General features: G+C 67.5%; 20 protein-coding genes. 14 read left to right on the top strand and 6 right to left on the bottom strand.

What is annotated here, in order from left to right; translation table 11 throughout:
• Nucleotides 1-31 precede the first annotated feature (31 nt).
• Nucleotides 32-1,123, bottom strand: coding sequence for an isocitrate/isopropylmalate dehydrogenase family protein (locus tag AC1DMS_RS03125; RefSeq protein WP_062365279.1), 1,092 nt, complete (start codon nucleotides 1,121-1,123; stop codon nucleotides 32-34).
• 57 nt (nucleotides 1,124-1,180) lie between these two features.
• The gene (locus AC1DMS_RS03120; RefSeq protein ID WP_015866303.1) at nucleotides 1,181-1,882 is read right to left on the bottom strand and encodes a GntR family transcriptional regulator; all 702 of its coding nucleotides are present in this window, start codon (nucleotides 1,880-1,882) and stop codon (nucleotides 1,181-1,183) included.
• Nucleotides 1,883-2,036: 154 nt separating this feature from the next.
• Between AC1DMS_RS03120 and AC1DMS_RS03115 the strand changes: the two genes are divergently transcribed.
• The 11 genes from AC1DMS_RS03115 to AC1DMS_RS03065 all read left to right on the top strand — a co-directional run bounded on the left by AC1DMS_RS03115 (nucleotide 2,037) and on the right by AC1DMS_RS03065 (nucleotide 14,080).
• The gene (locus tag AC1DMS_RS03115; protein ID WP_018906944.1) at nucleotides 2,037-2,771 is read left to right on the top strand and encodes an NUDIX hydrolase; all 735 of its coding nucleotides are present in this window, start codon (nucleotides 2,037-2,039) and stop codon (nucleotides 2,769-2,771) included.
• 72 nt (nucleotides 2,772-2,843) lie between these two features.
• On the top strand, nucleotides 2,844-3,707 hold the full coding sequence (locus AC1DMS_RS03110) for a cysteine hydrolase family protein (RefSeq protein WP_062365280.1): 864 nt from the start codon (nucleotides 2,844-2,846) through the stop codon (nucleotides 3,705-3,707).
• 25 nt (nucleotides 3,708-3,732) lie between these two features.
• Entirely contained in the window at nucleotides 3,733-4,920 is a 1,188-nt protein-coding gene (gene pncB, locus AC1DMS_RS03105; protein ID WP_062365281.1) for a nicotinate phosphoribosyltransferase, read from the top strand.
• Between the two features lie 4 nt (nucleotides 4,921-4,924).
• Nucleotides 4,925-6,625, top strand: a complete 1,701-nt coding sequence (locus AC1DMS_RS03100; protein ID WP_062365282.1) for an NAD+ synthase — start codon at nucleotides 4,925-4,927, stop codon at nucleotides 6,623-6,625.
• A 10-nt stretch (nucleotides 6,626-6,635) separates the two neighbouring features.
• On the top strand, nucleotides 6,636-7,712 hold the full coding sequence (locus tag AC1DMS_RS03095) for an NUDIX domain-containing protein (RefSeq protein WP_062365283.1): 1,077 nt from the start codon (nucleotides 6,636-6,638) through the stop codon (nucleotides 7,710-7,712).
• Nucleotides 7,709-8,614, top strand: coding sequence for an ADP-ribosylglycohydrolase family protein (locus AC1DMS_RS03090; RefSeq protein WP_015866309.1), 906 nt, complete (start codon nucleotides 7,709-7,711; stop codon nucleotides 8,612-8,614). The genes AC1DMS_RS03095 and AC1DMS_RS03090 overlap by 4 nt, the downstream gene beginning before the upstream one ends.
• A gap of 222 nt (nucleotides 8,615-8,836) precedes the next feature.
• Entirely contained in the window at nucleotides 8,837-10,666 is a 1,830-nt protein-coding gene (locus AC1DMS_RS03085) for a tannase/feruloyl esterase family alpha/beta hydrolase (protein WP_062365285.1), read from the top strand.
• 65 nt (nucleotides 10,667-10,731) lie between these two features.
• Nucleotides 10,732-11,406, top strand: coding sequence for a response regulator (locus tag AC1DMS_RS03080; protein WP_015866311.1), 675 nt, complete (start codon nucleotides 10,732-10,734; stop codon nucleotides 11,404-11,406).
• Nucleotides 11,393-12,784 carry a sensor histidine kinase gene (locus tag AC1DMS_RS03075; RefSeq protein ID WP_062365286.1) on the top strand — a complete coding sequence of 464 codons (1,392 nt, stop codon included), beginning with the start codon at nucleotides 11,393-11,395 and terminating at the stop codon, nucleotides 12,782-12,784. Before AC1DMS_RS03080 ends, AC1DMS_RS03075 begins: the two co-directional genes overlap by 14 nt.
• A gap of 152 nt (nucleotides 12,785-12,936) precedes the next feature.
• Complete coding sequence (locus AC1DMS_RS03070; RefSeq protein ID WP_015866313.1) at nucleotides 12,937-13,632, top strand: TerC family protein; 696 nt, start codon at nucleotides 12,937-12,939, stop codon at nucleotides 13,630-13,632.
• 13 nt (nucleotides 13,633-13,645) lie between these two features.
• Nucleotides 13,646-14,080: a universal stress protein gene (locus tag AC1DMS_RS03065; RefSeq protein WP_369664631.1), complete on the top strand. Its 435-nt coding sequence runs from the start codon at nucleotides 13,646-13,648 to the stop codon at nucleotides 14,078-14,080.
• A gap of 38 nt (nucleotides 14,081-14,118) precedes the next feature.
• Here AC1DMS_RS03065 and AC1DMS_RS03060 read toward each other — a convergent pair whose 3' ends face one another.
• Both AC1DMS_RS03060 and AC1DMS_RS03055 read right to left on the bottom strand, forming a co-directional pair.
• Nucleotides 14,119-14,538 (bottom strand): DUF6766 family protein, encoded by a 420-nt coding sequence (locus AC1DMS_RS03060; RefSeq protein ID WP_015866315.1) that lies wholly within the window; start codon nucleotides 14,536-14,538, stop codon nucleotides 14,119-14,121.
• A complete protein-coding gene (locus AC1DMS_RS03055; RefSeq protein ID WP_062365423.1) occupies nucleotides 14,535-14,981 on the bottom strand; it encodes a low affinity iron permease family protein in 447 nt (148 codons plus the stop codon). The genes AC1DMS_RS03060 and AC1DMS_RS03055 overlap by 4 nt, the downstream gene beginning before the upstream one ends.
• A gap of 196 nt (nucleotides 14,982-15,177) precedes the next feature.
• On the opposite strand from AC1DMS_RS03055, the gene AC1DMS_RS03050 reads away from it, so the two are divergent.
• Entirely contained in the window at nucleotides 15,178-15,666 is a 489-nt protein-coding gene (locus AC1DMS_RS03050) for a DUF2231 domain-containing protein (RefSeq protein ID WP_018906952.1), read from the top strand.
• Nucleotides 15,667-15,688: 22 nt separating this feature from the next.
• Here the strand turns inward: AC1DMS_RS03050 and AC1DMS_RS03045 are convergent, their stop codons facing one another.
• Together AC1DMS_RS03045 and AC1DMS_RS03040 are read right to left on the bottom strand one after the other, a co-directional pair.
• Nucleotides 15,689-17,461 (bottom strand): RecQ family ATP-dependent DNA helicase, encoded by a 1,773-nt coding sequence (locus tag AC1DMS_RS03045; protein ID WP_062365288.1) that lies wholly within the window; start codon nucleotides 17,459-17,461, stop codon nucleotides 15,689-15,691.
• A gap of 74 nt (nucleotides 17,462-17,535) precedes the next feature.
• Nucleotides 17,536-17,910: a TonB-dependent receptor domain-containing protein gene (locus AC1DMS_RS03040; protein ID WP_018906954.1), complete on the bottom strand. Its 375-nt coding sequence runs from the start codon at nucleotides 17,908-17,910 to the stop codon at nucleotides 17,536-17,538.
• A gap of 428 nt (nucleotides 17,911-18,338) precedes the next feature.
• On the opposite strand from AC1DMS_RS03040, the gene AC1DMS_RS03035 reads away from it, so the two are divergent.
• Together AC1DMS_RS03035 and AC1DMS_RS03030 are read left to right on the top strand one after the other, a co-directional pair.
• Nucleotides 18,339-19,421 (top strand): type IV toxin-antitoxin system AbiEi family antitoxin, encoded by a 1,083-nt coding sequence (locus AC1DMS_RS03035; RefSeq protein ID WP_062365289.1) that lies wholly within the window; start codon nucleotides 18,339-18,341, stop codon nucleotides 19,419-19,421.
• Entirely contained in the window at nucleotides 19,409-20,287 is an 879-nt protein-coding gene (locus AC1DMS_RS03030; RefSeq protein ID WP_062365290.1) for a hypothetical protein, read from the top strand. The genes AC1DMS_RS03035 and AC1DMS_RS03030 overlap by 13 nt, the downstream gene beginning before the upstream one ends.
• The last annotated feature ends 716 nt before the right edge of the window (nucleotides 20,288-21,003 follow it).

Below are 21,003 nucleotides of genomic sequence, written 5' to 3'. Positions count from 1 at the left end.
TGGCCGCCGGCAGCACTGCCGCGTCGCGCAGCTAGGCCGCGCGCAGGGCGTTGGTGGCCGCGCGCGTGATGTCGGCCGTGCTGTGCATGCCGCCGAACTCCATCGGCCGCACCTGGCCGGTGGCGAACACCTGCTCGACCGCGCGTTCGATCAGCGCCGCGCCGTCGGCCAGTGCGGTGTCACCGCTGCGCTCAGCCAGCCACTCGAGCATCATGGCGGCCGACAGCAGCATCGCGGTCGGGTTCGCCTTGCCCTGGCCCGCAATGTCGGGCGCGGTGCCGTGCGCCGGCTGGAACAGTGCGTGCCTGTCGCCGATGTCGCCCGAGGGCGCCATGCCCATGCCGCCGACCAGCGCGGCAATGAGGTCCGACAGGATGTCGCCGAACATGTTCTCGGTGACCAGCACGTCGTAGGTCCACGGCTTCATCACCAGGTTGAGTGCCATCGCATCGACATAGCCGCTGTCGGCCGCCACCGCCGGATGGCGCGCCGCGACTTCCTCGAACACCTTGCGGAAGAAGGCCATCGAGGCGAAGACGTTGGCCTTGTCCACGTTGGTCACGCGGCCTGCGCGGCCCAGCCGCTCGGCCCGGCGTGCGGCCAGGCGGAAGGCGAATTCGCAGATGCGTGTCGTGCCGTGGCGCGTGATACGCATGGTGTCGAACACTTCCTGGTCACCGCGTACGTCGCCGCGGCCGCGGGCATAGAACAGGCCTTCGGTGCTCTCGCGCACCAGCACCAGGTCGATGTGCTCGGCCTTAGGGTTCGACAACGGCGTGGGCAGGCCGCGGAAGGTGCGGATCGGCCGCACGCCGGCATAGAGGTCGAAGTGCATGCGCAGGTCGAGCTGCGGAATGATCTCGGTGCCGTCGGCGCCGCGCACGTGCGGCAGGCCCATCGCACCGAACAGGATGGCGTCCGCGCTCTCACAGCGGCGCAGCGTGGTCTCGGGCAGCGCGACGCCGCTGTCGAGATAGTGCTGTGCGCCGGCCGGCAGCCATTCGAGTGCCAGCGCACGGCCGACGCGCGGCTGCACGGCTTCCAGTACGGCCTGCGCCGCGTGCATGACTTCGGTGCCGATGCCGTCTCCCGGCAGGACGGCGATGCGGTAGTTCTTTTCCATGGGAGAGAGGGGCTTGTGTGGCGTGAGAAGGGAAGAAGAAAAAAACATCCAGCCGGGCTACATCTGCTGCAGGCGGTAGCGCTCGAACAGCGCCAGCAGCTCGCGGCTCGCGCGCTGGCGGTGGGCTCGGTTCACTGCCGATGCGCCGGCCGAATCGCCGGCGCGCAGGCACTCCACCAGCGCTGTGTGTTCCTGCGTTGAATTCACCGGCTTGGGCCGCAGCCGCAGCGTGAACATGCGGGCGCGGTGCGCGCGGTCCCAGTGACTGAAGACGGCCTCGGTCAGCAGGCGGTTGCCGGCCATGGTGACCAGCTGCGCATGGAAGCTCTCGTCGGCGCGTGCCCAGGCGTCGAGATCGTCCTTGGCCAATGCGTGTTCCATCGCCTGCGTCGCGCGCACCAGCGGCGCCAGCTCGGAGTCCGACGGGCGGCGTGTTGCCACGATCTCGACGGCCAGGCTTTCGAGCGCGGTGAGGATCTCGTAGATCTCGCGCATGTCAGTGGCCGACATCGGCAGCACGCGCATACCGTGGCGCGGGATCACCTGCACCAGGCCTTCGCGCTCGAGCCGGATCAGCGCTTCGCGCACCGGTGTGCGGCTCAGGCCGAGCTCCAGCGCGATCTCCTGCTCCAGCGCCTGATGGCCGGGCGGCCATATGTTGTCGAGGATGCGCCGGCGCAGGCTTTCATAGGCCGCGTCCGTGCGCGAGAGCGCAGGCGAGGCAGCCGGGGGTGGGGTCGTGGTGCGCGGGGTGGGCATGGACGAGTCCGGGTCGGATGGTCAAATAACGTATGAATTAATGTATACGTTAATCGGAATGCCGTTGCCTGGGAAAACCCGGACGCGCACGCGCTCGCTATATTCCTCCCTCCAGAGTTGTTCTGTACAACCCAAATCAAGAGGAGCTCGCGCCTTGAAGCCATCCCCCAAGAAGCAGGCCGGCCTGAACTTTCCCAGGCCGCTGGTCACCGTCGACGTGGTCATCTTCACCGTGCTGGAAGATGCGCTGAAGGTCATGCTGGTACGTCGCCCGAGCAACCCTGACGATCCCTTTCCGGGGCGCTGGGCGCTTCCCGGCGGGTTCATCGACGTCGACAGGGACGCCAGCCTGCTCGACTGCGCACTGCGCAAGCTGCGCGAGAAGACCGGGGTTGCCGCACCGTATCTCGAGCAGCTGGGCAGTTGGGGCGGCGCGCATCGCGATCCGCGCGGCTGGTCGGCCACGCACGCCTTCTTCGCGCTGATGCCGGCCCGGGACCTGGTGCCCGACCAAGGCGTGAATGCCGCGCAGGTCGAATGGATGGACGCCGCTGCCGCGGGTCGCAAGCGCCTGGCGTTCGATCATGCGGAGATCCTGGCCAGCGCCATCGCCCGGCTGCGCAGCAAGGTGGAATACACCTCGCTGCCGGCCTTCCTGCTGAACGAGCCCTTCACGCTGCCGCAGCTGCAGCACACCTACGAGGTCGTGCTCGGCCGAGCCGTCGACAAGAGCGCCTTCCGCAAGCGGATGCTCGATGGCGGCTTCATGGAAGAGGCGGGGATGGTGGAGGGCGCCTCCGGCCGGCCGGCCATGGGCTACCGGCTGCGCGACCGGTCCCAGGCGGCGCTGTTTCCCCGCACCTTCAGCCCGCGCGACGCCGAGGCTTGACTTTCTCCGTCATGGTTGTACAGTGCAACCAAAGAGAGTTGTACAGTACAACTAACACAAGAGGACCCCGCCATGAAGCAGAACATCCATCTCCTCGTGATCGATCCGCAGAACGACTTCTGCGACCTGCCGGCCGACTGGCTCGGCATCGACGCCGCCACGGGCGCGCCGCTGCAGCCGGCCCTGCCGGTGGCCGGTGCCCACGCCGACATGTTGAGGCTGGCCGGCCTGATCCGCGAAGGGGGAGGCGGCATCGCCGGCATCACGGTCACGCTGGACTCGCACCACAGGTTCGACATCGCGCATCCCACGTTCTGGCAGGCGCGCGGCGGCGGCGCGGTGGCGCCCTTCACCGCGATCACCGCGGCGCAGGTTCGCGGCGGCGACTACCGGCCCCGCGACGCCGCGGCCCTGCCGCGCGCGCTGGCCTACCTTGACGAACTCGAGCGCAGGGGCCGCTACACGCTGATGGTGTGGCCGGTGCACTGCGAGATCGGCAGCTGGGGCCACAACGTGCATGCCGCCGTCAAGGCCGCCTACAACGCCTGGGAAGACGCACAGGCCGGCCTGGTGGAGAAGGTCGCCAAGGGCAGCAATCCCTGGACCGAGCACTACAGCGCCATCCAGGCCGAAGTGCCGGATGCGGAGGATCCCGGCACCGCGCTCAACATGCGGCTGGTCGCGTCGCTCGACCGCGCCGACCTGATCGTGATTGCGGGCGAAGCCAGCAGCCATTGCGTGAAGGCCACCACCGAGCACATCGCCGCCCACCTGCCGTCGGGCAGGCCCGCCAAGCTGGTGCTCGTCACCGACTGCATGAGCCCGGTGACCGGCTTCGAGGCGCAGCACCAGGCCTTCCTCGACGACATGGCCGCGCGCGGCGCGCAGCTGCGCAGCAGCGCCGAAGTGCGCGCACTGCTGGCGGCCAACGCCTGACGCCAACCCGCCCAAGGAGCACACCATGCAACCGATCATCCAGAGCCTGCTCGACACCGACCTGTACAAGTTCACGATGTGGCAGGCCATGCTGCACAGCCACCCGCAGACGCAGGCGGAGTACAGCTTCGTGTGCCGCAACCAGCCGGCCTATCCGCTGGCCGAGCTGCTGGCGGACGTCAACGCGCAACTCGACCACCTGTGCACGCTGCGCTTTGCGCCCGGCGAACTCGCCTACCTGCGCGGCCTGCGCTACATCAAGAGCGACTTCGTCGACTTCCTGCGCATCTTCAGCTTCCAGCGCGAATTCATCACCGCCGCGGCCGAAGGCGATGCGCTGCGCGTCCGTGCGGTCGGCCCGCAGGTGCACACGATGGCGTTCGAGATCTTCGTGCTCGCGATCGTCAACGAGCTGTACTTCCGCCGCTTCGATGCCGAGGCGGCGCTGGCCGAGGGCCGCCGGCGCCTGCACGCCAAGATCGAACTGCTGCGCGGTTTTGCGGAAGAGCCGGCGGCGCGGCATCCATTCGAGTTCTTCGACTTCGGCGTGCGGCGCCGCTTCTCCCGCGACTGGCAGCGCGAAATGGTCGGCACGCTCAAGCGCGAGGTGCCGATGTATTTCAAGGGCACCTCCAACGTGCTGCTGGCCAAGGAGCTGGAGCTGGTGCCCATCGGCACCATGGCGCACGAGTACCTGCAGACCTACCAGGCGCTCGGCGTGCGGCTGCGCGACTTCCAGAACGCCGCGCTCGAAGGCTGGGTGCAGGAGTACCGCGGCGACCTGGGCGTGGCGCTGACCGACGTGGTCGGCATGGATGCCTTCCTGGCTGATTTCGACCTGTATTTCGCCAAGCTGTTCGACGGCCTTCGCCACGACTCGGGCGATCCGGTCGCCTGGGGCGAGAAGGCGCTGGCGCACTACGCCAGGCTGCGCATCGATGCGCATACCAAGCGGCTGGTGTTCTCCGACGGGCTCGACCTGCCAACGGCGATCCGGCTGTACCGCACCTTCGCCGACCGCACGCAGACCGGCTTCGGCATCGGCACCCACCTGAGCAACGACGTCGGCCTCACGCCGCTGAACATCGTGATGAAGCTCACGGCCTGCAACGGCCAGCCGGTGGCCAAGCTGTCGGACAGCCCGGGCAAGACGCTGTGCGAAGACCAGACCTTCCTGGCCTACCTGCGCCAGGTCTTCCAGATCGAGGGGTGAGGCCATGCTCCGCATCACTGTCGCCCAGCTCAACCCCATGATCGGCGACCTGGCCGGCAACGCCGCGCGGATGATCGAGGCCGCGCGCCGGGCCGCGGCCGACGAGGCCGACCTGGTGGTCTTCTCCGAGCTGTCGCTCACCGCCTACTACCCGGCCGACCTCCTGGAGGAAGAGGGCTTCATGGACCGCGTGGAGGAGGCGTTCGGGCAGCTGCTCTCGGCCTCGCGCGAGATGCCGGCGCTGCACTGGGCGGTCGGCCTGCCGGCGCGGCGCGAGGGCGCGGGCAAGAAGCTTCGCAACGTGCTGCGCGTCATTTGCGCGGGCGAAGTGCGGCTCGAATATGCCAAGCAGCTGCTGCCGACCTATAACGTCTTCGACGAGCGCCGGCACTTCGAGCCGGGCCCCGACGTGGCACGCGTGCTGCGCATCCGCGACGCGCGCGTGGGATTCCTGATCTGCGAGGACGGCTGGAACGACGAGGGCGAGGACTACCTCGTCAATCCCTTCGACCGCATGCGCGATGCCGCGCCCGACCTCGTGGTGTCGATCAACGCGAGTCCCTCGAACATCGGCAAGCGCGAGCAGCGGCACCGCATCTTCGGCGCGGCCAGCCGCCGCAACGGGCTGCCGATCCTCTACGTCAACCAGGTGGGCGGGCACGACCAGCTGGTGTATGACGGGGCCTCGTTCGCCGTCGAGCCGCAGGCCGGCGTGGTGTACGAGGCGCACCGCTTCGCGGAGGACCTGCGCACCCTGCGCTTCGAGGACGGCCGCTTTCTCACGCCGGCCGGCGAAGCACCGCCGCCTGTGCCGCCGCAAGGCCTGCCGACGCTGGAGTTCTACCGCCAGCAGATCGTGCTGGGCCTGCGCGACTATGCGCGGCGCTGCGGCTTCCGGCAGGCGGTGGTCGGCTCGTCCGGCGGCATTGATTCGGCGCTGACGCTCGCGCTGGCGGTCGAGGCGCTGGGCGCGCAGAACGTCGTCGCCATCACCATGCCGTCGCGCTTTTCCTCGGCGGGCTCGGTGGACGATTCCGAAAGGCTGTGCCGCAACCTCGGCGTGCCGCTCAAGGCGCATGCCATCGCGGGCGTCGTTTCGCAGTTCGAGCAAGGCTTCGAGACGGCCTTCGGCCAAGGGCTGCAAGGCGTGGCGCTGGAAAATCTGCAGGCGCGCGTGCGCGGCACGGTCCTCATGGGCTACTCCAACAGCTTCGGCCACCTGCTGCTGACCACGGGCAACAAGTCCGAGATCTCGGTCGGCTACTGCACGCTGTATGGCGACACCAACGGTGGCCTGGGCCTGATCGGCGACCTCTACAAGACCGAGGTCTTCGCGTTGTCGCGACACTTGAACGCACAGGCCGGACGCGAGCTCATCCCGCAGGCCATCCTCGACAAGGAACCCTCTGCCGAGCTGGCGCCGGGGCAGAAGGACGCCGACAGCCTGCCGCCGTATGACGTGCTCGACGAAGTCCTCAAGCTGCTGATCGAAGGCGAGCGGCTCGGGGCGGAGGAGTACGCGCAGGCGCGCAGCTTCGTCGACCGGCTGCGCGCCACGCCCGGGGGCGAGGCGCTGGTCGAGCGCATCCGCGGCATGGTCGCGCGCAACGAGTACAAGCGGCGGCAGTCGCCGCCCATCGTTCGGGTCAGGCCCCGGGCATTCGGCTCGGGCCGCCAGATGCCGATTGCGGCCCGCTGGAACTGAGGATGACAAGATGACAAGCACGAACAAGGCGCCCGATGTCGCCGTCTACATCGGACGCTTCCAGATCTTCCACAACGCCCAGCTGGCGCTGCTGCACCGCGCGCTCGCCGCCGCGCCCGAGTGCGTGGTGGTGCTCGGCTCGGCCTTCCAGGCGCGCACGCCGCGCAATCCCTTCACCTGGCAAGAGCGCGCCGAGATGATCCGCGTCGCGCTGCCGGAAGCGGAGCGCCAGCGGCTGAAGTTCCTGCCGGTGCGCGACCACTACGACTCCGCGCGATGGGTCGCGGCGGTGAAGCAGGGCCTGGCCCGGCTGCATCCCGGCCAGCCGTCGGTCGTGCTGGTCGGGCACCTGAAGGATGCGACCAGCAGCTACCTGCGCGACTTTCCCGGCTGGGCGCTCGACGACGCCGGGCGCCGCGGCGACATCCATGCGAGCGCGCTGCGCGACGCCTATTTCGGGGCGGCCCACGATGGTTCGCTGGAGCCGGCCTTGGCAGCCCTCGCCGGCCAGGCGCCGGAGAGCACGCTGCAGTTCCTGCGCGCCTGGGCCCGCCTGCCGCCTTATGCGGTGCTGGCGCAGGAATGGGAGAGCCTGCGCCGCGAGAAGGCGCTGTGGGCCGGCTCGCCGTACCCGCCGGTCTTCGTCACGGTCGATGCGGTCGTCCAGTGCGGGCGCCAGGTGCTGCTGATCCGGCGCGGCCGCTCGCCTGGCAAGGGTTTGTTCGCGGTGCCGGGCGGTTTTCTCGAGCCGCGCGAGACCGTGTGGCAGTCGGCCTTGCGCGAGCTGGAAGAGGAAACCGGCCTGCGCCTTCTGGACAGCGACATCGAAGCCGCCTTCAAGGCGGTGCAGGTGTTCGACCACCCCGACCGCAGCCAGCGCGGCCGCGTCATCACCCACGCGCACTGGTTCGACCTGGGCCCGCGCCGCCCGCCCGAACTGACCGCCGGCGACGACGCCGCGGACGCCCGGTGGGTGCCCATCGACCAGCTGGCCGGCATGGAGGACCAGTTCCATGACGACCACTTCCACATCCTCGATTTCTTCTTCGGGTTGACCGCGGACAACGCGCAGGGCGGTACCGCATGAAAGACCAGGAGCGATACCGCGGCTGCCTCCTCGGGCTCGCCTGCGGCGATGCGGTGGGCACGACCGTCGAGTTCATGCCGCGCGGAACTTTCGAGCCCGTCACCGGCATGGCTGGCGGCGGCCCATTCAGGCTGGAGCCGGGCGAATGGACCGACGACACCTCGATGGCGCTGTGCCTGGCAACGAGCCTGGTCTGGCGGCGCGGCTTCGATGCCGTCGACCAGATGAACCGCTACTGCAACTGGCGCAGCGTCGGCTACCTGAGCAGCAACGGCGAGTGCTTCGACATCGGCATCACGGTGGCCACGGCGCTGGACCGCTACCTCGTGACCCGCGATCCGTTCGCTGGCGACCCCGACCCCAGGACGGCCGGCAACGGCGCGCTGATGCGGCTCGCACCGGTCCCGATGTACTTTCGCGCCAGCGCGGACCACACCTTCCGGTTTGCCGGCGAAAGCACGCGAACCACGCATGGCGCGCGCGAAGCCATCGATTGCTCGCAGCTCTTTGCGCTGCAACTGCGGGCAGCGTTGATGGGCGCAAGCAAGGAGCACATTCTTGCAACCGCAGTCCCCGAACCCCTGTCCGACAAGGTCGCAGCCATCGCGTCGGGTGGCTACGTCGGCAAGCCGCGCGAGGCCATCAAGGGATCGGGATACTGTGTCGATTCGCTCGAGGCGGCCCTTTGGTGCTTCTTCGGCACCGGGTCGTTCGAGGATGCCGTGCTGGCCGCGGCCAACCTGGGAGACGATGCCGACACCACGGCCGCGATCTGCGGGCAGCTGGCCGGTGCGCACTACGGCGCGTCTTCCATTCCGCCAGCCTGGCTCGAGCGATTGGCCCTGCGCGGCGACATCGAAGGCCTCGCCGATCAACTGCTGGAAGGCGCCGGGCCGTCCTGAGCCGGCCCCGCAGGGCCACTGTCTGCATCCACATGCACTGAAGTGCGCCCCATCGCTCGACATTTGGCGGCCCCGGCCGAGCGTGAATCTCCGCTTTTCACTTCGTGTGGTTTCCCCCAGCGTGGAAATCGCTTTGAAGATGCAACATCGTGCAGCCCTGGCGCGCCGGGGCTCGGGCGGATGAATCTTCATCTGCAGTTTATTTCCAGTCTGGAGACCACGATGGCCGTCAAAAGATCAGGCGCTTCCAAAGCCGCCACTTTCTGCTGCATTGCAGCACTCGTCACGGCCTGCGGAGGCAGCGGTGGCCCTCGCGGCTTTCCCATCGTGGGCGTTCCGCCGGACACCGGCGCACCGCCAGCGCAGAAGCTGGCCTGCGACGACAGCATGAAGACCCGCTTCGCGCCCGATGCGTCGACCACGGTGCTGCTGGTCAAGGCCTTCAAGAAAGGGGAGGCGCTGCTGCTGACGGGCGCCGCATCGCCGAGCACGCCCATCGCGCAGAACGACCTGTGCTTCGTCAAGCTCAATGTCGGCCCGGGCAACCCGGGCGTGGCCGGCGCGCCCTCCACCTCGCCAGGCATCGGCATCGAGATCTGGCTGCCCACGGCGGCCAACTGGAACAGGCGCATCCATGTGAAGGGCGGCGGCGGCTGGGCCGGCGGCACCCATGGAATCCTCACCGGCATCACGCCGGTCTCCGGCAGCGCCGGTTCGGCCAGCGACACCGCGGGCGTGGAGGGTGCCGTTTCCGCCACCACAGACACCGGCCATGCCATCAGCAACGGCTCCTTCGCGATGAACCCCGACGGCACCGTCAACACGATTTTGTGGAAGGACTTCTCGGAGCGCGGCATCCACGAGATGGCCGTCAAGACCAAGGCGCTGGCCAAGGCCTACTACGGCGAAGACGCGAAGTACGCCTACTGGAACGGCTTCTCGACAGGAGGGCGGCAGGGGCTCAAGGAGGCCCAGGCCAACCCCGCCGACTTCGACGGCATCCTGGCCGGCGCGCCCGCCAACAACTGGACCCGGTTCATCACGACCGAGCTCTATCCGCAGATCGTGGTCCAGCGCGACCTGGGCGGCGTGGCGATCACGGCGGACCAGCACACCACGGTCTCGAATGCCGCGATCAACGCCTGCGACATGGTCGGCGGCGTTCACCTGGGCTATGTGCCGGACCCTGCCGCCTGCCGCTACGACCCGACCATCGACGCGGCCGTGATCTGCACCGCCGATGGCGGCAGCAACGCCACCGCAGGCTGCGTGAGCCCGGCCCAGGCGCTCGCGTTCAACAAGTTCTGGTACGGCCAGACGGCCGACGGCTCGGTGCCCAGCCCCGCGGCCGACAACGGCTTCGCGGCCGCCACTGCGCCTGCGCAGAAGTGGTACGGACTGGCGCGCGGCGCCAGCCTCATGGGCCTGGCCGGCGCCACGCCATTCCCCATCTCCAGCGACATGGTCGCGCTCGAACTGCAGGATCCGACGATCGCGACGCCCAGCTTCCTCAACGCCACCGGCAATGGCGCCGACCGCTGGAAATCGCTCACGTACGCGCAGCTCGCCAACGCCTGGGACCGCGGCGTGGCGCTGCAAGGCGCGTTCGCCAACATCAACACCGACAGCGCCGACCTGAGCGCGTTCCGCGACCGCAAGGGCAAGCTGATCTCCTATCACGGCCTGGCCGACACCTTGATCCCGCCGCAAGGCACGATCAACTACTACAGCCGCGTCGCCGCGCAGATGGGCGGCGTGGCGGCCACGCAGGGCTTCTACCGGCTCTACCTCGTTCCCGGCATGGGCCACGGCTTCAGCAACGGCACGTCGAATGCCAATGCGAATCCTCCGCTGCCGACCAACGCGCAGCTCTACGAACTGCTGACCGCCTGGGTGGAAAAGGGCATCGAGCCGCCGGCGCGCGTGGAAGTGGCGACGGTGGCCAGCGCCAGCTTTCCGGCCGTGAAGTCGCGCCCGCTGTGCCTCTATCCGCTCAAGGCGAACCACACCTCGGGCGACCCCAACCTGGCCGCGAGCTACAGCTGCTCCTGAGTTGCCCCGTCTCCCCGGGCATTGCGGTTAGCATATTCGGCTGCATACGGCCGGGGCGAGAATCAATGCGGATACTGCTGGTGGAAGACGACAAGGTGCTGGCCGACGCGCTCTCGCGCGCGCTGGTGCAGTCCGCCCACGCGGTGGACATCGTCTCCACCGGCGAAGAGGCCGACCATGCGCTCGCGCTCGGCATCTACGACCTGGCGATCCTCGACATCGGCCTGCCCAAGCTCAGCGGGCTGGACGTGCTGCGGCGGCTGCGCGCCCGCAAGTCCACCATGCCGGTGCTGATGCTGACCGCCTTCGACACCCTGCAGGACCGCGTGCGCGGGCTCGACCTGGGCGCCGACGACTACCTGGCCAAGCCCTTCGACCTGCCGGAGCTGGAAGCACGCGTGCGCGCGCTGCTGCGCCGAAGCACCAATTCCACGCCGTACCTCGAGCACGGCCTGCTGCGCTTCGACACGGTGGGCCGGCGCGTGTTCTACGACAAGAAGCCGCTGGACCTGTCGCCGCGCGAGCTCGCCGTGCTGGAGCTGCTGATGATGCGCGAGGGTCGCGTAGTGGGCAAGGAGCAGATGGTCAACCATCTCTACGGATGGGGCGACGAGGTCGGCGACAACGCGATCGAGGTCAACGTCTACCGGCTGCGCAAGAAGCTCGAGCCGCTCGGATGCGAGATCCGCACCGTGCGCGGCATGGGCTACCTGATGGACCGCGGCGATGCGCAAACCTGAGCCCAGGCTGCAGCGCAAGCTGCTGGCCTGGCTGCTCGGTCCGCTGGCCGTGCTGCTGGTGCTGGACACCGGCGCCGCCTACTGGAACTCGCTGCGTTTTTCCAACCTCGCCTACGACCGCGCGCTGTACGAGATCGGGCGCGAGATCGTGCTGCACGTGAAGCTCGACGGCCTGCAGCCGCGGCTCGACCTGTCCGAGGCCGCGGGCAACATCCTGCTGCTCGACCAGGACGACCTGCTCTTCTACCGCGTGGCCAGCGAGGACGGCAAGGCGCTGGGCGGCGATGAAGAAATGCCGCCGCCGCGCCCCGGCGACCCCGCCAGGCCGCGCTTCTACCGCGACACGGTGCGGGGCGAGCCGGTGCGGATGCTGGTGGCCTCGATGCCCATCGGCGGCAACCCCGAGGCGCCGATGGTGCAGGTGCAGGTGGCCGAAACGCTGCACAAGCGCACCCATCTTGCGTGGGAGATGCTGGCCAACGTGGTGGTGCCGCAGCTGCTGCTGATCGTGATGGCCACGGCGGTGGTCTGGTTCGGCATCTCGCGCGGGCTCGAGCCGCTGCAGCGGCTGCGCCGCGCGGTGTCGGACCGCTCGCACCTGGACCTGAGCCCGATCGACATCCACGACGTGCCGGGCGAGGTGCGGCCGCTGGTGGACGAGGTCAACGAGCTGATGGCGCGGCTCGGCCGCACCTTCGATTTCCAGAACCGCTTCGTGGCCGACGCCGCGCACCAGCTGAAGACGCCCGTGAGCGGCCTGAAGGCGCAGATCGAACTGGCGCTGCGCGAGAGCGACCCCGAGCGCGTGCGCCATTCGCTTGCGCAGCTCTACATCAGCGCCGACCGGCTCTCGCGGCTGGTGCGCCAGCTGCTTTCGCTCGCGCGCAACGAGCCCGGCGCGCTCGACGCCATGCAGCTGCAGCCGCTGGACCTGAACGCCTACGCGCTGGAGGTCAGCATGGACTGGGTGCCGCAGGCGCTCAAGCGCGACATCGACCTGGGTTTCGAAGGCGCCGAGCATCCGCTGGTGATCAACGCCGACCGCGACCGGCTGCGCGAGCTCATCAACAACCTGATCGACAACGCGGTGCGCTACAGCCAGGCGGGCGGCCGCGTGACCGTGCAGGTGGGCCAGAGCGACAGCGACCAGTGCCGCCTGGCCATCAGCGATGACGGTCCCAGCGTGCCGGTGGAGGAGCGCGCGCGCATCTTCGAGCGCTTCCACCGCCTGCTCGGCACGCAGGAGGACGGCAGCGGCCTGGGCCTGGCGATCGTCAGCGAGATCGCCACGCTGCACGGCGCGCGCATCACGCTGGAAGAAGACATCGACGGCGTGGGCAACACCTTCAGCGTCTTCTTCCCGCTGCGCCAAGCCTGAACAGTGCCGCCCAGGCCGGCCCTGTAAGCTGGCTGACAGCTGGGGGACATGTGGCTGACAGCCAGCCGGCAGAAAGGTGACAGCGCCGGCCCGTAGCCTCGAACACGTCGGAACCGCCGTGGTTCCGCGTCCACTTCGAGGAGACACCCCCCATGTCGTTTTTGACCAGTCCGGATTTCTGGATTGCCCTGTCGCAGATCATCCTGATCAACATCGTCCTGAGCGGCGACAACGCCGTCGTCATCGCGATGGCTTCCCGCTCGCTGCCGCCTGCCCAGCAGAAGAAGGCGATCCTGTTCGGCAGCATGGGCGCCATCGTGCTGCGCGTGGTGCTGACCTTCTTTGCGGTCTACCTGCTGACGCTGCCCTACCTCAAGCTGGTGGGCGCCGCGCTGCTGTTCTGGATCGGCATCGGCCTGCTCAAGGGCGATGACGGCGAAGAGAACCTGGAAGGCCATTCGAGCCTGGCTGCGGCCATCAAGACCATCGTGGTCGCCGACCTGGTCATGAGCCTGGACAACGTCGTCGGCGTTGCCGCCGCGGCCAAGGGCAACGTGCCGCTGCTGGTGTTCGGCCTCGTGATCAGCATTCCGCTGATCATCTTCGGCAGCACGCTGATCCTCAAGCTGATGGACCGCTTCCCGATCATCATCACGCTCGGTGCCGCCCTGCTGGGCTGGGTGGCCGGCGAAATGGCGATGTCGGATCCGTCGATCGCCGGCTGGGCCGCGAGCCAGCATGCGCTGCACACGATCGTGCCCGCGATCGGCGCCATCTCCGTCGTGGCGATCGGCAAGTGGCTGACCAGCCGGCAACAGCAGCCGGAACCCGCCAACCAGTCGGCCTGAAGCAGGTGTCGGCGTGAGACGGCGCATTCTGGTCCCCATCGACCCGACCGAGCCGGCCCGCACGCGCGCGGCCATCGAGCAGGTCGTGCGCATCTGCCGGCAGGAGCCGGCGGCTGTGCGGCTCTTGCGGGTGCAACCCGTGGTCTCCGGCCACGTCGCGATGTTCTTCGACCCGCAGGAGCTGCGCGAGCTGCAGCAGAGCGCGGGCGCCGAGGAACTGCAGTTCGCGCAGAACCTGCTCGCGATGTCGGGCGTGTCCTGCAGCAGCACCGTGGCGATCGGCCGCAGCGCCGAGACCATCGTTGCGGCGGCCCGCGACTTCGGCTGCGACCGCATCGTCTTCGGGCGCGACGAGCCCAGCCTTGCGGGGCGCATCTTCGGCTCGCTCGCGCAGCAGGTGCGCCAGCTGCTCGGCGCGAGCGGCGACCTGCAGGTCATCGGCTCCTGACGCATGGCGGCGGCGGCGCCGCGCGCGCCGCCGTCACGTCAGGATGCGTCTTTCTTCGCCATCCTGGTCCAGCGCAGGTCGGTGTGCCGGCCGGCGTATTCGCGGTCGATCTCGTCGATCAGGACATCGGCGTTCTTCGGGTCGACCGCCGCCAGGATCGCATCGATCTTGGCTTCCATGCGGTCGTCGCCTTCCTTGGACTGCGGCGAGCCGACATAGAGCAGGAAGGCCAGGCCGCCGATCTGCCACAGCAGCTGCAGGAACTCCGACTGCCAGTTCTCCAGCGTGTCCCTCGACATCTGGATCAGGTAGCCCGACACCTCCGGCGGCACGCCGAAGTGCTTCTGCTCGTCCACATAGGCGAACCAGCCGAAGACCCAGTGGCCCACCAGCGACACCAGGAAGAAGCCGAGCGTGACCCAGCCATAGCCATACAGTTTCCAGATGGATTTCTTCATGCTTTGCTTTCTGTTGGTTGAGCGCCTTCCTGGGGGGCGCCCCCGTGGCCGCGCCGTGCGCGCTCGCTGCGGGTGCGGTCGAGCGCGGCATGGCTTCTCTTGGCGGCCGCTTCGCATTTCTCGTGCAGCTCGGCCAGCTCCTTGTCAGTGAGCTTCTCGATGCCCATGAACTCGTCGCCGGCGTTCGATGACCGGATCAGCTCGTCGAGCTTGGTCTGAAGTGCCGCCCCGTCGCGGTTCTGCGTGTTCTGGATCAGGAACACCATCAGGAAGGTGACGATGGTGGTGCCGGTGTTGATGGTCAGCTGCCAGTTCTCGGAAAAATGGAAGAAGGGCCCCGCCGCCGCCCAGGCAACGACCAGCGCGACACAGATCAGGAATGCAATCGGACTGCCGGCCGCGCGCGCCGTGGCATTGGCGAAGGATGCGAAGAACTTGTCCATGTCGCGCAGCCTGATGCGTTGCCAACTGCAGAGCGTCATCCAGCGCCGATAAAGAGAGTTTGAATTTTTCCCTTGCGCTTGTGAGACGGCAGCCGGCGAGTAGGAAAGTACCGACCCGCACTGGCGGCACTTGCTTGCGCGGGACCGGTTGCGGCTGCCGCTCAGATGGCGGGGTTCAGGCAATGGAGGTGATCCCATGCATGCAAGAGTCCGTTTCCTTGGCCACTCGGTGCACCAGATGCTGGTGGTGTTTCCGCTCGGGCTGCTCGCCACTGCGGTGGTGTTCGACATCATCTACCTGGCGGGACACAGCCAGGTCATGGCCGCCGTTTCATACTGGCTGATCGCGGCCGGCCTGGTGGGCGGCGTGCTCGCCGCGCCTTTCGGAACCCTCGACTGGCTGGCCATTCCTTCGGGCACCAGGGCCAAGCGCATCGGCGCCATGCACGGCGGGGGCAACGTGCTCGTCCTGCTGCTGTTCGTTGCGAGCTTTCTGCTGCGCGACCGCGACTATGCGCCGCAACTGGGCCAGATGGCCTGGTCCTTCGCAGGCGCGGCCCTTGCCATGGTCACGGCCTGGCTCGGCGGAGAGCTGGTGGACCGGCTGGGCATCGGTGTCGACGAAGACGCCGGCATGAACGCTTCGAGCTCGCTGCACAAGCGGCACGTGATCGCGGGCAAGTAGGCTTTCGCGCTGCGCGCCGGCCTCAGGCCCGGCGAAGCGCGGGCACCGGGCGCACGAACTCGGGCCGGAAGCAGCGCTGGCTGCCGTCGGGAAATTCGATCGTCACGGAGACCGCATCGGCGGCCGTGACGCATCCGACCCCATAGCGCGGCACGCGCACCGACGCTCCCCGGGCAAAAGCGGCGGCGTGCTGCGGCGGGTCTGCTTCTTCCTTTGCTGCCGCGTCTCGCGCAGCCGCGCGGCGCTCGCGCTCGTGGCGGGCCAGCCGCACGCAGTTGTCGCAGGCGCCGCAGCGCTGCGCGAGCGCATCGCTTCCAAGGCCCGACAGAAGCACCTGCCAGCGGCACAGGCCGGTCGTCGCATAGAAGGTCATGCGTTCCAGCGCCTCGCGGTCCTGCTCGCGCTTCTCGCGGTGTTCGTCCAGAAGCGCATCGAGTTCGGCGTCTTCGAGGGGCGGCTTCCCGCGCCAGTGCAGCCGTCCCTCGCGGTCGCGCGCCACCCGGTCTTGCTGCCGCAGCAGGCTCAGCAGCACGCGAAGCTTGCCGCGCGGCAGGCGCGCGCGCTGCTGGAGCTGCGCCTCGCTCCAGCCCGGTGCCGCGGCTGCGTTCGGCATCGGCAGCAGCTGCTGCTGCAGCGCACGCAGTTCGGCCAACTCGGGCAGCCAGCCGGCCAGGAAGAACTGCTGCACGGCGCGGTCGCGCCGCAGGTACAGAAGAATGCAGTCGGCGCGCTCGCCGTCGCGGCCGGCGCGGCCCGACTCCTGGTAGTAGGCATCGAGGCTGGAGGGCATCTGGTAGTGCAGCACGAAGCGGATGTCCGGTTTGTCGACCCCCATGCCGAAGGCATTGGTGGCCACCATCACGCGCAGCTTGCCCGCCATGAACGCGTCCTGTGCGGCGCGCCGTTCGCCGGCGCGCCGCCGGCCGTGGTACAGGCCCGCGGACTCGCCGGCGGCCGCCAGTTCGGCGAAGAACGCCTCGGCCGCCTTCACCGTGGCGGTGTAGACGATGCCGCTGCCCTTGAGGCCCGCCACCAGCGCGAGCGCGCGCCGCAGCTTGTCTTCCTCGCGCATCGCCGGCTCGACCGCGTAGTGCAGGTTGGGCCGGTACGCGCCGGTGTCGACGAGGCCGGCGCGCGGAATGCCGAGCTTCTCCATGATCTCCCCGGCCACTTCGCCGTTTGCCGTGGCCGTGAGCGCCAGCACCACCGGATGGTTCAGCGCGCGCACCGCCGCGCCCAGCTCGAGGTAGGCGGGCCGGAAGTCGTGCCCCCACTGCGAGATGCAATGCGCCTCGTCGACCACGAGCAAGGAGGTCGGGTGCCGCTGGAGCAGCGCGAGGAAATCGGCGTCGGCCAGGCGCTCCGGCGTGCTGAAGATCACGCGCGCCGAACCGTCGGCAATGGCGGCCTGTGCGTCGTCGATCTCCTGTGCGGTGCACTGGCTGTTGAGCTGCACGGCGCTCACGCCCGTCGCGTTCAGCTTCTCGCACTGGTCCTTCATGAGCGCGATCAGCGGCGAGACCACCACCGTCTGCCCCGGCGCGAGCACCGCGGGCACCTGGTAGCACAGCGATTTTCCGGCGCCCGTGGGCATGACGGCGAGCGTCGATTCGCCGCCGACCACGCGATCGATCACGCGGCGCTGCCCGGGCCGCAGCCGCCGATGGCCGAACACCTCGTGCAGCACGCGGTCAACGGGTGCTTCAGAGGCGGCGCGGGTGCGTTGCTTGCGGACGGCGGCCCGCGTCGTCGGCTTCGCTTTCTTCGGCGGTGGCTTCTGGTGGTGCTCTGGCATGCGTGAGCGCCAATCTGCCCGCCGGGCGAACGCCGCCCTGTGGGCGCACATCCATGCGCCGCGTCGGCCGGGTCTTAGAAGTCGATGCTGGCCGAGAGGCTCAGCGTGCGCGGCGAACCGACGAACAGGTAGCCCGCGGCCGACGTGCCCCAGTAGTCCTTGTCGAACAGGTTCTCCACGTTCATGCGGAAGGTGACGGGCTTGCCGCCGAGCCGCGTCGCATAGCGCGCGCCGGCATTGAAACGATTCCAGCCGGGGATGTGCAGGGTGTTGGCAGGATCGACGGCGGTCTTGCCCGTGTGGATCATGCGGCCCGTGAGCGTCAGGCCCGGAAGGAACAGCATGTCCCATTCCGCGCCCAGGTTCAACTGCCAGTCCGGCACGCCGATCGCCTTCCTGCCTTCCAGCGCACTCGTGGTCGCCTTGGTGATGATCGCGGCCGATCGCAATGGGTTTTCCCACGGTGCTCCTGCACTAGCGTCACCGCGCGCTCACGCACCTCGGGTGAGAACTTCTTCGACTTCTTCATGGCTCAATCCTCTCCCGAGAGCTTTGAGCCCCACAATCCGGGGCGATTCAAAGAGAGTCAAGGATGGCTTGAGAGGACACGCCTGGGTGCGTGTTGGTATTCAGGCGAGGTCCGCATCTGGTATGGAGAGCGCCAGAAATCGGGTCCTGCCACAGCGGATTGCTTCAGCACTGATCGTACTAACGACGCCATGAGCCCTGGGGCATCTCGAAAGGCCACGCTCACTTTGGACGCAGGTCCGAACCTCGAACAAGCAATTTTCACCAATAGGGTGTTTCAGCGCTTGCTGAAATTAGCTTTGCCGATGAAATTTCTTGACATTTTCACCAAAAAGGCTACTTTCAGCGAATGTTGAAAGCGATCGAGTCGATGAAAGAGGTAGCTTGCCAAGCTGCGGACGCCCTCCGAACGCTGCTCGAACAGGTGTCAGCGATCCAACTGCTGGACATTGAGCACGGGACCCGGGATCCCCACTTCGGGATCAATATCGTGGCGCACATCGACGTGTCGGGCGCGCGGCGTGTCCTGGTTTGCGAAGTGAAGTCGAGTGGGCAGCCGCGCCATGTTCGAATGGCATTGCTTCAGTTGCGCCATTACATCGCTCATCAGGCACCAGACGCCACGCCGGTTTTTATCGCACCGTATCTGACCCCGGAAGCCCAAGCACTCTGTCGCGAGCAGGAAGTCGGGTTTCTCGATTTCGAGGGCAATGCCCGCTTAGTCTTTGACGGCATCTTCATCGAGCGCCAAGTTGCCAGCAAGCCAGTTGCCGAGCGGCGGGAGCTCAAATCGCTGTTCAAGCCGAAGTCAGCACAGGTGCTGCGCGCAATGCTTCGTGATCCCAACCGAGCGTGGCGCGTCACGGAGCTCGCTCAGGTCGCCGATGTCAGCTTGGGCCATGTGAGCAATGTGCGCACCGGCCTGCTCGATCGTGAGTGGGCGCAAATATCCGACGAAGGCATGCACTTGTCTGAGCCCGACGCGCTTTTGGACGAGTGGCGCGACGCCTACGAACCACCGGCTGGCCCGCGAATGAACTTCTACACGACCTTGCACGGTGGTCCGTTGGAGGCGGCTGCGCGGCGGGTTTTGCATGCGGATCGCGAAGCCGGTCGGGCGATATTGGCGTCTTTCTCTGCAGCGCAGTGGCTCGCCCCATATGGCCGCACGGGAATGCAGTATTTCTACGCGGACGATGCGGGCCTTGAACATTTGCTCGCGGGCCTGAAGCTGTCGTCGACTTCGAAAGGCGAGAACGTGACTGTGACTGTGCTCAAGGACCTCGGTGTCTTCCGCGATACAGTGGAGCCAGCACCTGGCGTCATCTGCACCAGCCCGGTCCAGACGTACCTCGATCTCGCTGCGGCCGGGGAGCGAGGGCGGGAAGCAGCCGAGCATCTACGAAAAGAATGGCTGACATGGCCGAAATGACGCAGGGCGAGCCACAGTCCGCCGCCGACTACGACGACCGCACGACAGCGGCCGTCAAAACGGTGCTTGTCGAGATTGGTCAGATCCTTGGGAGCTTCAAGGGCAAGTTCGCCATCGTCGGCGGCGCTGTACCGTGGTTGCTGCTCGATAACCAAGACATGCCGCACGTCGGCACGCTGGATGTGGATCTCGGCCTGGACGCAGGCGCACTAGGCGACGGCGAATATGCCATGCTCATTGAGGCGTTACAGGGCCACGGCTATGAGCAGCGCCGCGAACTCCGACGCTTTCAGCTCGTTCGCGAAGTTCCTACCCAGGACGGCGGTACTCCGATTGACGTCATTGTCGACTTCCTGATGCCCCGTAACGCCGAGATCGTCAAGAACGTGCCGCCTCTGATCAGCGACTTTGCAGTGCAAAGAGCGGACGGTGCCGATCTGGCCCTTCACTTCTATCGGTTGGTGGCGATCACCGGTTCGATGCCGGCTGGCGGGACGAACCGCGTCGAGATCGCCGTCTGCTCGATCCCAGCGCTTCTGGCAATGAAGGGTCATGCAATCGAAGGACGCTACAAACAGAAGGACGCCTACGACATCTATTACTGCGTCCGCAACTACCCGGGAGGCCCAGAGGCGCTCGCCGAGGAGTGCCGCCCGTTGCTCGGTCATGCCAGCGGCGCGGAGGGGTACGGCTTCATTGCGGGTAAGTTCGACACCGTCGAGGGCTTTGGGCCGACATGTGTACGTCGCTTCGTCGAAGAAACGGATGTCCTCGGAGATCGCAGTCCGGAGCAGTGGCAGCAGGATGCTTTCGGTCAGGTCGACGCCTGGCTGCGCGCACTCGGGTTGAGGGAGGCGGCCCCATGACTCACCAACGTTCAGCATCTTCGATGCACTGTCTGCCTGGGGCGAGACGCTACCAGGTTGGCAACATTTCGTTCTGAGCGGGCTCGTGGCGGCGGAGGTGGAATTGCCCGATGAAGCCCTCGATGAGGTTCTTTCCGAGTACCGGATCGATCAGCACCTGGCCGACCCAGATGCAATGCACGTGGACCAAGGCATGACATTGCCGCGGTTTGGGGCAGGCGTGCCGACATTCGCTATGGCTAGTAAGTTGGCCGTGATGTCGTCGGTATCCGAAGTCGATGCACTCGCCGCCAGCGGGCGGGGCTACAGCGAGCAGCTGATCGAGCGCAACCCGCGCCAGACGCGCTCGTCCTCCCTGACCTGGCCGATTCGCCAGGCACCGTCTGGCGAATCTCCGGCACTGCCGCCGGGACATGCTGCGCTGGCGTCTGATGGGCCGTCGCTCGCCGGCGCCGATTCTGCCGGCGCTCCCGGACCGCGACCGTTGGAAGACCTTGCGCGATGTGCACGCTGCCTGGTCCGCCTACGTTCTCCGGCAAGATCATGGCCGCGAACTAACGCACCTGCTGGAACGCCGAGCAGCTGCAGAGCGAACTGGAGAAGACGCGGCGCATGCTGGAGACGCGCGGCGCCCTCGGCGGCAAGGACCAGGCGGGGGACACGGCCGGGCCATAGAAAAAGTCCTGCGGAATTCTTTTCGGCGCCGAATCCTTTTG

It is taken from the genome of Variovorax sp. 05T418 (genome assembly GCF_056396385.1).
Note: the sequence above shows the minus strand (reverse complement) of the source record. Positions and strands in the feature narration are given on the sequence as shown.

Coding starts and splice junctions, on each gene's coding strand:
- AC1DMS_RS03125 (WP_062365279.1), bottom strand. CDS start 1,123: ATGGAAAAGAACTACCGCATCGCCGTCCTGCCGGGAGACGGCATCGGC.
- AC1DMS_RS03120 (WP_015866303.1), bottom strand. CDS start 1,882: ATGCCCACCCCGCGCACCACGACCCCACCCCCGGCTGCCTCGCCTGCG.
- AC1DMS_RS03110 (WP_062365280.1), top strand. CDS start 2,844: ATGAAGCAGAACATCCATCTCCTCGTGATCGATCCGCAGAACGACTTC.
- pncB (WP_062365281.1), top strand. CDS start 3,733: ATGCAACCGATCATCCAGAGCCTGCTCGACACCGACCTGTACAAGTTC.
- AC1DMS_RS03100 (WP_062365282.1), top strand. CDS start 4,925: ATGCTCCGCATCACTGTCGCCCAGCTCAACCCCATGATCGGCGACCTG.
- AC1DMS_RS03095 (WP_062365283.1), top strand. CDS start 6,636: ATGACAAGCACGAACAAGGCGCCCGATGTCGCCGTCTACATCGGACGC.
- AC1DMS_RS03090 (WP_015866309.1), top strand. CDS start 7,709: ATGAAAGACCAGGAGCGATACCGCGGCTGCCTCCTCGGGCTCGCCTGC.
- AC1DMS_RS03085 (WP_062365285.1), top strand. CDS start 8,837: ATGGCCGTCAAAAGATCAGGCGCTTCCAAAGCCGCCACTTTCTGCTGC.
- AC1DMS_RS03080 (WP_015866311.1), top strand. CDS start 10,732: ATGCGGATACTGCTGGTGGAAGACGACAAGGTGCTGGCCGACGCGCTC.
- AC1DMS_RS03075 (WP_062365286.1), top strand. CDS start 11,393: ATGCGCAAACCTGAGCCCAGGCTGCAGCGCAAGCTGCTGGCCTGGCTG.
- AC1DMS_RS03070 (WP_015866313.1), top strand. CDS start 12,937: ATGTCGTTTTTGACCAGTCCGGATTTCTGGATTGCCCTGTCGCAGATC.
- AC1DMS_RS03060 (WP_015866315.1), bottom strand. CDS start 14,538: ATGAAGAAATCCATCTGGAAACTGTATGGCTATGGCTGGGTCACGCTC.
- AC1DMS_RS03055 (WP_062365423.1), bottom strand. CDS start 14,981: ATGGACAAGTTCTTCGCATCCTTCGCCAATGCCACGGCGCGCGCGGCC.
- AC1DMS_RS03050 (WP_018906952.1), top strand. CDS start 15,178: ATGCATGCAAGAGTCCGTTTCCTTGGCCACTCGGTGCACCAGATGCTG.
- AC1DMS_RS03045 (WP_062365288.1), bottom strand. CDS start 17,461: ATGCCAGAGCACCACCAGAAGCCACCGCCGAAGAAAGCGAAGCCGACG.
- AC1DMS_RS03035 (WP_062365289.1), top strand. CDS start 18,339: ATGTTGAAAGCGATCGAGTCGATGAAAGAGGTAGCTTGCCAAGCTGCG.
- AC1DMS_RS03030 (WP_062365290.1), top strand. CDS start 19,409: ATGGCCGAAATGACGCAGGGCGAGCCACAGTCCGCCGCCGACTACGAC.